Genomic DNA, 14,208 nt, shown 5'->3' on the forward strand with positions numbered 1-14,208 from the left:
TGATCTCCGTGTGCTTAAGCCGCCGGGCGCGTGACTTGCCCGTCGCGGCACTGAAGCGTGGCCGCGACGATATCGTCCGCAAGGTCGATGTTGAGCGTGCCTTCCTTCGTGATGATCAGCTTCAGGAAGTCGAGCAGGTTGCGCGCGTAGAGCGCGGAGGCGTCGGTGGCGACCATCGACGCCAGATTCGTGAAGCCTACGATATGCACGTCATGCTTCATCACCACCTGATCGACTTCGGTGAGCGGACAGTTGCCGCCTTTGCGGCCGTCGAATTCGGGTCCGCGTCCCGCCGCGAGATCGACGATCACCGAGCCCGGTTTCATATGCTTGACCGTTTCCACGGACAGCAAGGTGGGCGCGGGACGGCCGGGAATCAGCGCGGTTGAGATGACGATATCCGCCGCCTTCGCGCGTTCATGCACCTGCGCCGACTGACGCGCGAGCCAGCTCGGTGGCATGGGCCGCGCGTAGCCGCCCACGCCTTCCGCCGCCGCGCGTTCCTCGTCGGTTTCGAAGGGGACATCGACGAACTTCGCGCCCAGGGATTCGATCTGCTCTTTCACGGCTGGCCGCACATCCGACGCTTCGACCACGGCGCCCAAGCGCTTGGCCGTCGCAATCGCCTGCAGTCCCGCGACGCCCGCGCCCAGCACGAGCACGCGCGCGGCTTTCACGGTGCCGGCGGCGGTCATCAGCATCGGCATGAAGCGCTGGTAATACTGGCAGGCGACGAGCACCGCCTTGTATCCCGCGATGTTCGCCTGCGACGACAGCACGTCGAGACTTTGCGCGCGCGTCGTGCGCGGCGCGGCTTCGAGCGCGAACGCGGTCACGCCGGTGGCGGCGATCCGCGCGGTGTTTTCGGTATTGAATGGATCGAGCATGCCGATGACCACGGCGCCCGGCGTGAGCCACGCGAGTTCGTCGATGCCCGGAGACTGAACTTTCAGAACGAGTTCGGCGGAAAAAGCGGTGGCGGCATCGACGAGATCGGCGCCCGATTGCGCGAAGGCGTCGTCGACATAACTTGCTCGCAAGCCCGCGCCGCTTTGCACCGAAACACGATGCCCCTGAGTGACGAGTTTCTTGACCGTTTCGGGCGTGGCGGCGACGCGCGCCTCGTTCGCCCCTGTTTCAGCAGGCACTCCGATGTGCATATTCGAATCCTCCTGTCTTCTCGCTTCCGCGCCGGGGCTGGCGTCAGGAAACTCGGGGCTGAGTTTCGTTTCAAATGCTGGAATCAACGGCTGTCTCCACTGTAACCGAAGAATGAGCCGATCCGGCACTCGTTCTTTCCCGCCGAGGGTTGTCACTCGTTTTCACGAGCGAGCTTCGGCGGCGCCGGGCGCGATGAGCGTCGGCACGATAAAATATCGAACATGAAATCAGATACTTGGGCTCCTCACGTCACGGTGGCTTCGGTCATCGAAGCCGATGGACGCTTCCTCGTCGTCGAGGAGCACACATCCGGCGGCCTGAAAATCAACCAGCCTGCCGGTCATCTGGAAGCAGGCGAATCGCTGGTTCAGGCAGCTATCCGCGAGACGCTGGAGGAAACGGCGCATCGCTTCGAACCCGAGGCCCTCGTCGGCGCGTACATGACGCACTTCACGCGGGCGAGCGGCGATGTCACGTATCTGAGCTTTACGTTTTGCGGCAAGTCGCTCGGCGAGACGGCGGGGCGGGCGCTTGACGAACGCATTGTCCGCGTGATGTGGTTGACCGCCGACGAGCTCCGCGCGATCAGCGAGCGGCATCGGACGCCGCTCGTCATGCAGCGGGTCGACGATTATTTATCCGGGCGGCGCGTGCCGCTCGATTTCATTCATACGCATTCGGTCGCGCCGGTCGCGCCTCTTAAGCAGACTTGAGCCGCGGTATTCCTATGAGCAAGCGCAGAGTAGTGGTGGGCATGTCGGGCGGCGTGGATTCGTCGGTCACGGCATGGCTTCTGAAAGAGCAGGGTTACGACGTCGTCGGCCTCTTCATGAAGAACTGGGAAGACGACGACGACGGCGAATATTGCTCGACGCGTCAAGACTGGATCGACGTGGTGTCGGTGGCGGATCTGCTCGGCATCGACGTGGAAGCCGTGAACTTCGCCGCCGAATACAAGGACCGCGTCTTCGCGGAGTTCTTGCGCGAGTACTCGGCCGGCCGCACGCCGAATCCGGACGTGCTGTGCAATGCCGAGATCAAGTTCAAGGCGTTCCTGGATCACGCGATGTCGCTCGGCGCGCAAACCATCGCGACCGGGCATTACGCGCGCGTGCGCGAGCAGGACGGCCTGTTCCAGTTGCTCAAGGCGACCGATTCCACGAAAGATCAGTCGTACTTTCTGCATCGGTTGAATCAGCAGCAGTTATCGAAGACGCTGTTTCCGCTCGGAGAAATTCCGAAGACGCAGGTCCGCGAGATCGCGGCCCGGATCGGTTTGCCGAACGCGAAGAAGAAGGATTCGACCGGTATTTGCTTTATCGGCGAACGGCCGTTTCGCGAATTCCTGAATCGCTATTTGCCGACCAAGCCCGGTCCGATGAAGACGCCGGACGGCAAGGTCGTCGGCGAACATATCGGACTGGCGTTCTATACCTTTGGGCAGCGAAAGGGCATTGGTATTGGCGGCGCGAAGGACGGCAGCGGCGAGCCGTGGTTCGTCGCGGGCAAGGACATGGCGAGCAACACGCTTTATGTCGTGCAGGGGCATGACCATTCGTGGCTCTTGTCGAACACGCTGGAAGCGGGAAACACGAGTTGGGTCGCCGGGTTCGCGCCGGAAGAAGGCGCGGCTTGTGGCGCGAAGACGCGCTATCGGCAACAGGATGCCGCGTGCCAGTTCTCGCGCGCCGACGATGCCCGCTTTGCGCTCCATTTCGACGACGCGCAATGGGCGGTGACGCCGGGGCAATCGGCGGTGCTGTATCAGGGCGATGTGTGTCTTGGCGGCGGCATCATCGAACAGGCGGCTTCGGGGCAGACTTCCGCGATGAGCGCGGAGCAGTTGGCCACGCAGGCGCTTTGACGCTTATCGGCGAGTTTTCCGGATCATCGAAACTCGCCGAGTTCCACCGACGCAATAAAGCTATTTTGATACAAGTGCTTGACTGTCTATCTAGCGATAGATAAATTCTCCGACGTGGGATGCGATAACTATCATCAGTGTCAGAAAATCCGGAGACTGCGCAATGGACAAGAACACCGTACGCGAAGCACTGCTGGAACATGCACAGACGCTCATCATGACGCGCGGGTACAACGGCTTCAGCTATCGCGACTTGTCCGAGTTGGTCGGCGTGAAGACGTCGAGCATCCATTACTACTTTCCCGCCAAGGAAGATTTGGCGCTGGAAGCCGTGAACGCCTACAGCGCGGATGTCATGTCGTCGGTCTATGCCATCGACAGTTCCGCGGCGGCCGACAAAAAACTCGATCGATACACGAAGCTGTTTGGGCGCATTCTCGGCGACGGGAAGCAAGTGTGCCTGTGCGGCATGCTTTCGGCGGATTTCGATTCGTTACCCGAAAAGGTTCGCCAAGCCGTGCAGGGGTTTTTCAAGGCGAACGAGAATTGGCTGGCGAAAGTGCTCGCGGAAGGTGAAGCGCAAGACACGCTCGATGCGGGTGGCAAGCCGGAAGCGGCGGCGCGCGCCTTATATGCCGCATTTCAAGGCAGTTTGCTTGCTTGCCGGCTGTTTCAAACGCGCGCCAGACTGGACGAAGTTGTCGACGCTGTCAGACGGTAGATAACCCTGTGGATAACTATGTGGATTTCATGGGTTTTCGCGTTGTGTAACCTATCTTTAGGTAGATAGATTTTGACGGGAGGTGTTTTACTTTGCCTTCGAATGGTGTCGGTGCGGCCAATTGAGCGACAGTAGCCGCCGTTTAAAGCTTGCGGCTTGAATTCCGTCGCATATTAAATATGTGCAACGGGCTAACCGTTACGAAAATCTATCTAGGAGTAGATTCAATTTGAATTGCGGATTAGTGACGATTTCGTGCAGCAGTCGTCGTATGAAGCAAGCCGCAAAACAATCGCAAATTCGCCGCGATTATCGTGACAAGATCGATTTGCGAATGCTGAATGGGCCACGCGTAGCGTTTAACAAAGCAAACGCGGCCGTCGAGGCCGCGTCAATCCGGGAAGCGAAGCGTCCGCTCTCGTTCAAGCCGGCGCCGTATCCACGAACGACTGCCGCTGCGCAAGCCGCGCGTAAAACTTATCGAGCGCCGGGTGCGCATCGCGCCAATTCAACTCCGGCAGGCGGAAATCCAGATAACTGAGCGCGCAGCCACAGGCGATATCGGCAAGTGTGAAACGGTTCGCCGAGCACCATTGCTTCGAGCCAAGACCGCGCGCCATTGCGCGAATGCCGTCGTCGATCTTCAAACGCTGCCGCTTGATCCACGCCTCGCTGCGCTGTCCTTCCTCACGCAGCACGCCTTCCAGGCGAATCAGCACGGCGGCGTCGAGCATGCCGTCGGCGAGCGCTTCCCAGCAGCGCACTTCGGTGCGCTCGCGGCGTTCCTGCGGCAGAAGCTTGCCGACAGGCGTGAGCGTATCCACGAATTCGCAGATCACGCGCGAATCGAACACCGCTTCGCCGTCGTCCAGAATCAGGCAGGGCACCTTGCCGAGCGGGTTGTAGTCGTGGATCTTGGAATCGGATGCCCATACGTCCTCGAGCACCAGTTCGCAATCTATCTTCTTCTCTGCCATCACGATCCGAACCTTGCGGACGTATGGACTTGTGTGCGAACCGATCAGTTTCATTATCTATCTTCGCGATCATTTCTTAATGCAGTCGAGAATGATCTTAACGGACGCACGCAAGCCATCGGCAAATTACAGGGGACGCCGCGCGTGGGTGTCGTCTGGTGACAACGCCGCCAGATTCCCCGCCGGGCACGGCAAGAGCGGCGCACTCGGCGGGCTGGCGGGCGTCTTGCCCTTTGCAGAAGACGAGACGGCGGGCGCGGGCGGCAGCGCGGCAACACTTCGCACACCGCTCGAAATCGCCGATGCAATCTCGCTCACCGCCTGCCGATGCCCGTCGACGAGCGCATCGAAACCATCGCCGACGCGTTCCTGCGCCACGGTCCGGCACGTGAGCGTCGTCTGCGCTCCCGCCGATGTCTGCACACTCCACACGGCGTCGATCACGGCCCGCGAGCCCGGCCACGATTCGAAGCGCTGCACGTTCACCTTCACGCGATACAGCGGCGTTCCTTCCGGCCGCGCCGTGCCCGAGACATCGATTGCCCCGAGCTGGCGTGTCAGATCCGCGGACAGCGCGCGCCGCATTTCGTCGGACGGCAGCGAGGCCCAGCGTTCCGTTTCGAGCACCTTGACCTGCGCGGGGCTCGTCTGCACGACCAACTGGTTGCGCGTGACCTGCTGCGGCATGTCCACCGGCGCGAGTTCGAAGTAGAGCGAGGCCGGCTGCGCGGGCGCCGCGCCCGGCGCGTCCGTTCCGGTGAGCGTGTAGAAGCGGCTCGACGGCGACGAGGCGCAGGCGGCGAGCACGCCTGCCGCGCCCAGAGTCAACAACGACGCGACGAACCTCATGGTTTTTCTCCCGTTTTCCCGCGCAACAGCGATTCCGGATGGCGTTCCAGATAATCGGCGAGCGCATTGAGCGATTGCAGCGTCCGCGTGAGTTCCTGCATGGCCTGACGCACGTCGGACTGGACCGGCGAATCTTGCGAAAGCGTCGATTGCGCCGCGCCGAAGGTTTTCTGCGCCTCGGTCAGCGTGCTGCGCATTTCCGGCACGACTTCCGTATCGAGTTGCTTGAAGAGCGCATTGGCCTGCTTGAGCGAGCCGTTCAGATTCGTGCCGATCTCGTCGAACGGAATCTTGTCGAGCTTGCGGGCGATGTCGGCGATCTGCAATTGCAATTCGTCGAGCGTGTTCGGCACGGTCGGCAACTCGATCGGGTCTGTGTTGGCGAGCACCTTCGCGGCCGGCGCCTTCGGGAAGAAGTCGAGCGCGACGTAAAGCTGGCTCGTCAGCAGATTGCCCGTGCGCAACTGGCCGCGCAGACCGCGCTTGACGAGCAGATTGAGCATGTCCTGGCTCGCCGGCGACCCCTTGTCGGGGAGCGCTTCCTTCGCGCGCCGGCCGAGGCGGTCCGGATAGAGGTCGATCGTCACCGGCATCATGAAGGAATGCGATTCCTGGTCGTAGCGCACGCCGATACCCGTCACCTGACCGAGCACGATGCCGCGGAAATCGACCGGCGCGCCGACCGACAAGCCACGCAGCGACTGATTGAAGTTCATCACCACGTGCACGGGTTCGCCGTCCGGATCGCGCATGGCGTCGGCCTGGTCGGCGGCGAGGCGGAACGTGGAGTTGTCCTTTGCCTGCGCGCCCGACTGCTGGTTCGGCGGCGTCTGGAACGCAATGCCGCCGAGAATCACCGTCGCGAGCGACTGCGTGTTCAGCGTGAAGCCGCTCGAATCCAGGCGCAGATCCACGCCGCTCGCATGCCACCAGCGCGAATTGCCGCCTACGTATTGATCGTAGGGCGAATTGACGAACACTTGCATGGTGACGCCGGTGCCGTCCTTATCGAGCGAAAACGCCGTCACCTGACCGACCTGCACGCGCCGGTAATAGACCGGCGAGCCGATATCGAGCGAACCGAGAGATTCTCCGTGCAGCGTGAAAGTGTGGCCTTTCTGATCCGCCGTGACGGCGGGCGGCGTCTCCAGCCCGACGAAATAGCTCTGATCCTCGGAGGACTTGCCCGCATCGACACCGATATACGCACCCGAGAGCAAGGTGGACAACCCCGTCACCCCGCTTGCCGCCACGCGCGGGCGCACGACCCAGAAGCGCGTGTCCTTCACGGCGAAATCGGTGGCTTCCTTGGTGAGTTGCACATCGACGAGTACGCGTGAATGGTCTTTCGACAACGTGATCGACTTGACCGTGCCGATATCCACGTCCTTGTACTTCACCTTGGTCTTGCCGGTCTCGAGCCCTTCCGCGCTGACGAAGCTGATGGTCACCGTCGGTCCACGGCTCGTCACCGTCTTGACCACCAGAAAGATGCCGATCAACGCCGCCACGAGCGGAATGACCCACACGAGCGAAGGCAGCCAGCGGCTGCGTGGCTCGATCACCGGTTCCGGCAGATTGGGCGGCAGTCCGCCGCTTTGTTTCGACGGCTCGTCACCACGCGTGGATTCGTTCGGCCCGTTCGGCCCCTGGCCACTAGTCATGTTTCTTTCCTGACGGTTCTATGTTGTCCCATATGAGGCGCGGGTCGAATTGCATGGATGCGAGCATGGTGAGCACGACCACCGAAGCGAAGGCGATGGTTCCCGGTCCCGCCGTGATGACCGCGAGCGACTTGAAACGCACCAGCGCGACGGTGAGCGTGACCACGAAGACGTCGAGCATCGACCATCGTCCGATGCCTTCGACGATTCTAAAGAGCGTGGTCCGCTGGCGCGGTCGCCACACCGAGCGTCGCTGTACGCTGATGAGCAGGAAGCCGAGCGTGGCGAGCTTCATCATCGGTACGAGAATGCTGGCGATGAAGATGATTGCCGCGAGCGGATAGTCGCCATCGTTCCAGAAGAGCGCGACGCCCGACATGATGGTGTCGTCCTCGGAGCCGAGAATGGACGACGTGTGCATGACCGGAAACAGGTTCGCCGGAATGTACAAAATCGCCGCGCTGATAAGAAGTGCCCACGTGCGCGCGATGGCATCCGGGTGCCGCCGGTGCACGACCGCGTCGCAGCGCGTGCAGCGCTGTCTTTCGATGGTATGCGCGAGCGGCTGCACCAGACCGCATGCGTGGCACGCCACGACGTTCTGGCGCGATGCCGTGGTGTAGAGCGTAGGCGGCGGCGCTTCGGGTTCATCGACGGCCGCGCTGGTTTGATCCGGATTCATGATTTCTGCCTCACCGTCGGTGCGATGCGTTGTCTGCGTTCCGCGCGCTTGGGCAGCTTTTCGGCGATATCCCACAGCCGCTGCGGATCGAAGCTCACGACCACGGCGACCATCAGCGTCAGCGCGCCGAAAGCGAACAGCGCGGCTTCGGGAATCACGCGCGCGAGACTCACCATCTTCACGAGCGTGACGAGCACGCCGAGCATGAACACCTCGATCATTCCCCACGGACGCACGAACTGAATGGTGCGTAACGTGGCATTGAAGCCCGGCGGCACGTAACCCGCGCGCAGTGGCACGAGCACGTAGAGCAGCGCGAGCAGTTCGGCGAGCGGCGCGAAGATGGTGGCGAAGAACACCAGCACCGCGATGATCTCCATCTGCTCGTTCCACAAGGAAACGATTGCGCCGATCAGCGTGGTCTGCGAAGTGATGCCGTTGGCGTCCAGTTCGACGATGGGAAACGCCTGCGCGATCACGAAGGTGATCAGCGCGGCGAGCGTCATGGCGCTGATGCGATCGAGATTGCCCGCGATACTGCGATAGAGCAGCGCACCGCAACGCGGACAGCGCGCCGACGTATGCCGGGGCAACGCGCGCTTCTTGAAAAGCGCGTCACATTCGTGGCACGCAATGAGTTCATCCGGTTCGTTCTCGTTCATGGTCTGAAGCCGAGCCTTCTGATGCGGGTTGATCTGGCGCCGCGAAGATCGGCTCGGAGCGAGCACAGCAAATTACGAGCCAGCGCGATCGGAAGCAGCATGGTAACAAACGTCGCGGGACTGACGCTTATCTGGCGGCGCGGACAGGTGGTGGACGCGGTGAAACGAGCGCGGGAATATTGGCGCATGCTCCATCGTTATTCCTCATTGGGCGTCGGTCGGGCGTCGGTCGGGCGTGTAATAGGCGTCTTACAGGGCGCGCGGGCGACTGAAGCCGAATGAATCAATCGACCGTTGCATGGGCGGAATAGTTCGTTGCAACAGTGCGACGTAGCAGCAAAAGAGCGCGCAGCGTCAATGGCGGCGGGGCTTTGCGGCTATTGGGCAGACACCTCGCACGCGCTGGCAATTCCGTATTGTTGATGTAGGATTGCGGCCTTGAAGACCCGTCGTTCCGGACGGCCAGCCGCATAACGATGAATATCAGGGTGAAGCAATATGGAAAGCAGCGTTCGCATCGCGTCGGCTCAGTCGACCGGACGATACAGCGCCACGGCAATCGGCCTGCACTGGCTGATTGCGTTGCTGATCGTATGCGGCTTTTATCTCGGCTGGATCATGACGGACATACCGGGTTTCACGCCGACCAAGCTCAAGTACTTTTCGTGGCACAAGTGGATTGGCGTGACCGTGTTTGCGCTTGCCGTTCTGCGGCTCGTGTGGCGCGCCACGCATCGCGCGCCGCCGATGCCCGTCGACATGCCGGGCTGGCAGAAGGGCGCGGCGCATCTCACGCATTTCCTCCTTTACGCACTCATGCTGGTGATTCCCGCATCGGGTTATCTTTATAGTTCCGCGGCCGGCTTGCAGGTGGTTTATCTCGGCGTGTTGCCGTTGCCAACCATCATCGGGCCGGACAAGGCTTTGAAGGCGACGCTGAGAATCGTGCATATTGCGCTGAACTACACGTTGCTCTTCTTCGTCGTGATGCACGTGCTCGCGGCACTCAAGCATCATTTCGTCGATCGCGATGGCTTGCTCGGCCGCATGCTTCCGTTTCTGCGCTAAGCCGCCGATGCGATTGTTTCCTGTGCGTTGGCAAGGCGTTTCCCGCCTGCTGTTTGTTCCAGCATTCTTTTGATTTCCAATACCGGATGTTCGTCGGACCCGATCAGGAAAAGGTACACATGAAAGTGAAACTCAATCGTTGGATGCTGGCCGCCGTATCGGCAAGCTCGCTTGCGCTCGCCATCGGCGCACATGCGCAAGTGGACGTGAGCAAGAGCAGCGTGACCGCGACATCGAAGCAGATGAACGTGCCCACGGACGGCAAGTTCAACAAGTTCACGGCGCAGATTTCGTTCGATCCGGCCAAGCCCGCCGCCGGCAGCGCGAATATCACGATCGATACCGGCAGCTACGATCTCGGCGACGACGACTACAACAAGCAGGTGCGCGGCAAGGAATGGTTCGATGCCGCGACCTATCCGACCGCCACGTTCGTTTCGAGCGCCATTGCGCCGGCGGGCGGCAATCAATACAAGGTGACGGGCAAAATCACCATCAAGGGCAAGTCGCAGACGGTCACGGCGCCCGTGACCATCACGCAGCAGGGCGCAACGGAAACGTTCGACGGCTCGCTGCCGATCAAGCGCAACCAGTTCGACATTGGAACGGGTGAATGGAAAGACACGTCGGTGGTCGCCGACGATGTCGTCATCAAGTTTCATATCGTCGCCGCGAAGAAGTAAGCGGCCGACTCAAGCAAATTAAAGCCAACTCATTGCATCGCAACGATTCAACCAGGAGAAGCACTTGAACAAACTTTCCGTTTTCGCCGCAGGCGCGCTTGCAGCCAGCCTCTCGTTCAGCGCAATGGCCGCTGATACCTACCAGCTCGATCCCAACCACACGTATCCGAGCTTCGAATCCGATCACTTCGGCGGCGTGTCCACGTGGCGCGGCAAGTTCAACAAGAGCAGCGGCACCGTCGTGCTCGATCGCGCGGCGAAGACCGGCACGGCTGAAGTGACGATCGACATTGCATCGATCAACACCGGCAACGCGAAGCTCGACGAGCATCTGCAAAAAGCCGAATTCTTCGATGTCGCCAAGTACCCGACCGCGGTGTACAAGGGCACGTCGATCCGCTTCAACGGCGACACGCCGGTTGAAGTCATCGGCACGCTGACCATGCACGGCGTGACCAAGCCGCTCAACTTGAAGCTCGACACCTTCAAGTGCTTCGTCAATCCGATGATGAAGAAGGAAGTGTGCGGCACGGAAGCGTCGGCGACGTTCGATCGCGGCGACTTCGGCATGGACTACGGCAAGTCGTACGGCTTCAGCCTGAAGACGACGCTTCATATCCAGGCCGAAGGCGTGAAGCAGTAAGTCTCATCGAGTGTGGGATGAAACCGCCTCGCGTGCTGTACGTGAGGCGGTTTTTTTGCGCCCGCGCCAAATGCGAAGGGCCGGTCTCCTTTCGAAGACCGGCCCTTTACTTGTCCATCGTTACGACGCGCCTTAAACCTGAGCGCCCGCGTTCGGATCGTTCGGATCGAACCTGTCCTTCTTGTCCTTGACGAGATCTTCACGCTTCACGCCCAGCCACATCGCGAGCGCGGCAGCCACGAACACCGACGAGTAGATACCGAACAGAATACCCACCGTCAGCGCCAGCGCGAAGTAATGCAGCGTCGGACCGCCGAAGAAGAACATCGAGAGCACCATCATTTCCGTACAGCCGTGAGTGATGATGGTTCGCGACATCGTGCTCGTGATCGCGTGGTTGATAACCTCGATCACCGTCATCTTGCGCTGCTTGCGGAAGGTTTCACGAATCCGGTCGAAGATAACCACCGACTCGTTCACCGAATAGCCGAGCACCGCGAGAATCGCCGCCAGCACGGACAGCGAGAACTCCCACTGGAAGTAAGCGAAGAAGCCGAGAATGATCACCACGTCGTGCAAGTTGGCGATAACGCCCGCCACCGCATACTTCCACTCGAAGCGGAACGACAGATAGATCACGATGCCGATCACCACGCAAGCCAGCGCCAACAGCCCGTTGGTCACGAGTTCCTTGCCCACCTGCGGCCCGACGAACTCGACACGTTGCAGCGTGACTTGCGGGTCGTTGACCTTGAGCGCAGTGATCACCTGATCGCTCTGCTGCGCCGACGTGAGGCCTTGCTTGATCGGCAAACGGATGAGCACGTCGCGCGATGTGCCGAAGTTCTGCACCTGCGCATCGGCGTAACCGAGCCTGGCCATGGTGCCGCGCACGGGTTCGAGCGGCACGGCTTGCGGATACTGCACCTCGATGACCGTTCCGCCCGTGAACTCCACCGACAGATGCAGGCCTCGATGCACGAGGAAAAAAACGGCCGCGAGGAACGTGATGAGCGAGATCGCGTTGAAGATCAACGCGCGCTGCATCAACGGCAAGTCGCGGCGAATGCGGAAGAATTCCATGTTTCGTTTCTCCGGGGTTCAGTCAATCAGCGGGGCGAACCCGGTTTTTCCTCATCGATGCCAGGACCAGAACGGCGGCGCACGCTCGGCTTGCCACCGCGCGCAGGCGTCTGAACCTGAGCACGCGGCGCCGCGACGGGAACAGCCGTCTTGGTCTTGCCTTTCGCCGTCTTGATGATTTCGTCGACGGGCGAATCGTCACCGCGTTGGGCGGCGAGATACGCGGCCGCCGCAGCTTCGGTGTTGCCGCCTTCCGGGCGCCACACCTGACCGATAGCCAGCGACTTCAGCTTCTTCTTGCCGCCGTACCACAGGTTCACGAGGCCGCGCGAGAAGAACACCGCCGAGAACATCGAGGTCAGAATGCCGATACAGTGCACGACCGCGAAGCCGCGTACCGGACCCGAGCCGAACGCGAGCAGCGCGAGACCGGCGATCAGCGTGGTGACATTCGAGTCGAGAATGGTCGCCCAGGCGTGTTTGAAACCTTCCTGTATCGCCGTTTGCGGCGGCGCGCCGTTACGCAGTTCTTCGCGGATACGTTCGTTGATCAGCACGTTCGCGTCGATCGCCATGCCGAGCGCAAGCGCAATAGCCGCGATACCCGGCAAGGTCAGCGTGGCCTGCAGCATGGAGAGGATCGCGACGAGCAGCAGCAGGTTGACCGACAGCGACAACATGGAGATCAGGCCGAACAGCATGTAGTACACGATCATGAAGATGGCGATCGCGGCGAAACCGTACTGCACCGAATCGAAGCCCTTCTTGATGTTGTCGGCGCCAAGGCTCGGCCCGACCGTGCGTTCCTCGATGATGTCCATTGGCGCTGCGAGCGAACCGGCGCGCAAGAGCAGCGCGAGATCCGTGGCGGCTTGCGGCGTCGGCTGGCCGGTGATCTGGAAGCGGTCGCCGAGTTCGGACTGAATGGTCGCGACCGTCAGCACTTCGCCCTTGCCCTTTTCGAACAGAACCATGGCCATCGGCTTGCCGATGTTGTCGCGCGACACGCTCGACACCGCGCGGCCGCCGGCCGAGTCGAGGCGAAGATTCACGGACGGACGCTGATGATCGTCGAAGCCCGTGGACGCGTCGATGATGCGGTCGCCCGTGAAGATGATCTGCTTGCGCAGGAACACGGTGCGGTCGCCCTGCTTGAACGCTTCGTCGCCCGGCGGCACCGGGTCAGTTGCGTTTCCGTAGGTGTTCACGGGATCGGCGAGACGTGCTTCGAGCGTCGCCGTGCGGCCGATGATGTCCTTTGCCTTCGCCGTGTCCTGCACGCCCGGCAGCTCGACGACGATCCGGTCCGAACCCTGCTGCTGAATCACGGGCTCGGCCACGCCGAGTTCGTTGACGCGGTTATGCAGCGTCGTGATGTTTTGCTTGAGCGCGCCGTCTTCCACCGTGCGCTGCGTGCCCGGCGTGAAGGTGCCGACCACCTGATAGCCGTCGCCGCCCTGACGCGTGGTCCATTGCAATTCGGCGACGCCCGTCGTGAGCAACGTGCGCGCGTTGTCGGCCGCGGCCGCATCGGCGAAATTCACCACCACCGATTGCCCCACGCGATTCACGCCGCCATCGCGGATATTGCGGTCGCGCAGGTAAGTGCGCGCGTCGGCGGCGTCGGAATCGAGCTTCTTGTTGAGCGCGCCGGCCATGTCCACTTGCAGCAGGAAGTGCACGCCGCCGCGCAAGTCGAGACCGAGGTACATCGGCAATGCATGCAGCGCGGAGAGCCAGCGCGGCGATGCGCTCTGCAGGTTCAGCGCGACGATGTACTGCGGGTCGGTCGGGTCGCTGTTCAGCGCCTTCGTGATGATGTCTTTCGCATGCAATTGCGTGTCCGTGTCTTTCAGACGCACGCGAATGTTCGCACTCGCCGACGAGTTGTCGAACGTGACTTCGTCGGATTGGATCTTTGCCGCGGCGAGCGCGCTCTCGACAGTCGAAAGCGTGGCGGAGTCGAGCTTCACGGTTGCCTTGCCGCTCGATACCTGCACGGCAGGCGCTTCGCCGAAGAAATTGGGAAGCGTGTAGACGAGACCGATGACGAGCGCCACCAGCATCACGACATACTTCCAGAGGGGATAACGATTCATGGGGATGGCCGAACGGAAAGTTGGCTGCGGGGGAGGGGGCGTCCGGCGTCAT

General features: G+C 61.4%; 14 protein-coding genes. 6 read left to right on the top strand and 8 right to left on the bottom strand.

Features of this window, described 5'->3' with window-relative positions; all coding sequences use genetic code 11:
• Positions 1-14 precede the first annotated feature (14 nt).
• Complete coding sequence (locus tag NCT03_RS01870; protein ID WP_250491784.1) at positions 15-1,160, bottom strand: Re/Si-specific NAD(P)(+) transhydrogenase subunit alpha; 1,146 nt, start codon at positions 1,158-1,160, stop codon at positions 15-17.
• Positions 1,161-1,382: 222 nt separating this feature from the next.
• Here NCT03_RS01870 and NCT03_RS01875 point away from each other — a divergent pair, with 222 nt between their 5' ends.
• From NCT03_RS01875 to NCT03_RS01885, 3 genes are all read left to right on the top strand, one after another.
• A complete protein-coding gene (locus NCT03_RS01875) occupies positions 1,383-1,874 on the top strand; it encodes an NUDIX hydrolase (RefSeq protein WP_250491785.1) in 492 nt (163 codons plus the stop codon).
• Between the two features lie 14 nt (positions 1,875-1,888).
• Entirely contained in the window at positions 1,889-3,025 is a 1,137-nt protein-coding gene (gene mnmA / locus NCT03_RS01880; RefSeq protein WP_250491786.1) for a tRNA 2-thiouridine(34) synthase MnmA, read from the top strand.
• 163 nt (positions 3,026-3,188) lie between these two features.
• Entirely contained in the window at positions 3,189-3,746 is a 558-nt protein-coding gene (locus tag NCT03_RS01885) for a TetR/AcrR family transcriptional regulator (protein ID WP_244827007.1), read from the top strand.
• 422 nt (positions 3,747-4,168) lie between these two features.
• On the opposite strand, the gene NCT03_RS01890 is transcribed toward NCT03_RS01885, so the two are convergent.
• The 5 genes from NCT03_RS01890 to NCT03_RS01910 form a co-directional block, all read right to left on the bottom strand.
• The gene (locus NCT03_RS01890; RefSeq protein WP_244827008.1) at positions 4,169-4,777 is read right to left on the bottom strand and encodes a glutathione S-transferase N-terminal domain-containing protein; all 609 of its coding nucleotides are present in this window, start codon (positions 4,775-4,777) and stop codon (positions 4,169-4,171) included.
• Positions 4,778-4,849: 72 nt separating this feature from the next.
• Entirely contained in the window at positions 4,850-5,572 is a 723-nt protein-coding gene (locus tag NCT03_RS01895; RefSeq protein ID WP_250491787.1) for a PqiC family protein, read from the bottom strand.
• The gene (locus NCT03_RS01900; RefSeq protein ID WP_250491788.1) at positions 5,569-7,236 is read right to left on the bottom strand and encodes a PqiB family protein; all 1,668 of its coding nucleotides are present in this window, start codon (positions 7,234-7,236) and stop codon (positions 5,569-5,571) included. Before NCT03_RS01900 ends, NCT03_RS01895 begins: the two co-directional genes overlap by 4 nt.
• Positions 7,229-7,918 carry a paraquat-inducible protein A gene (locus tag NCT03_RS01905; protein WP_250463056.1) on the bottom strand — a complete coding sequence of 230 codons (690 nt, stop codon included), beginning with the start codon at positions 7,916-7,918 and terminating at the stop codon, positions 7,229-7,231. Before NCT03_RS01905 ends, NCT03_RS01900 begins: the two co-directional genes overlap by 8 nt.
• Complete coding sequence (locus NCT03_RS01910) at positions 7,915-8,580, bottom strand: paraquat-inducible protein A (RefSeq protein ID WP_250463059.1); 666 nt, start codon at positions 8,578-8,580, stop codon at positions 7,915-7,917. The genes NCT03_RS01905 and NCT03_RS01910 overlap by 4 nt, the downstream gene beginning before the upstream one ends.
• Before the next feature lie 498 nt (positions 8,581-9,078).
• Between NCT03_RS01910 and NCT03_RS01915 the strand changes: the two genes are divergently transcribed.
• The 3 genes from NCT03_RS01915 (at position 9,079) to NCT03_RS01925 (ending at position 10,974) form a co-directional block, all read left to right on the top strand.
• Positions 9,079-9,648, top strand: coding sequence for a cytochrome b (locus NCT03_RS01915; RefSeq protein ID WP_244827013.1), 570 nt, complete (start codon positions 9,079-9,081; stop codon positions 9,646-9,648).
• Between the two features lie 119 nt (positions 9,649-9,767).
• Positions 9,768-10,331, top strand: a complete 564-nt coding sequence (locus tag NCT03_RS01920; RefSeq protein WP_250491789.1) for a YceI family protein — start codon at positions 9,768-9,770, stop codon at positions 10,329-10,331.
• Positions 10,332-10,455: 124 nt separating this feature from the next.
• Entirely contained in the window at positions 10,456-10,974 is a 519-nt protein-coding gene (locus NCT03_RS01925) for a YceI family protein (RefSeq protein ID WP_244827958.1), read from the top strand.
• A gap of 132 nt (positions 10,975-11,106) precedes the next feature.
• On the opposite strand, the gene secF is transcribed toward NCT03_RS01925, so the two are convergent.
• Positions 11,107-12,057, bottom strand: a complete 951-nt coding sequence (gene secF, locus NCT03_RS01930) for a protein translocase subunit SecF (protein ID WP_250463062.1) — start codon at positions 12,055-12,057, stop codon at positions 11,107-11,109.
• 26 nt (positions 12,058-12,083) lie between these two features.
• Complete coding sequence (secD, locus tag NCT03_RS01935) at positions 12,084-14,156, bottom strand: protein translocase subunit SecD (protein ID WP_244827016.1); 2,073 nt, start codon at positions 14,154-14,156, stop codon at positions 12,084-12,086.
• Positions 14,157-14,208 lie beyond the last annotated feature (52 nt).

The organism is Caballeronia sp. GAWG1-1 (assembly GCF_023631465.1).
In the GTDB taxonomy this organism is placed as follows: domain Bacteria; phylum Pseudomonadota; class Gammaproteobacteria; order Burkholderiales; family Burkholderiaceae; genus Caballeronia.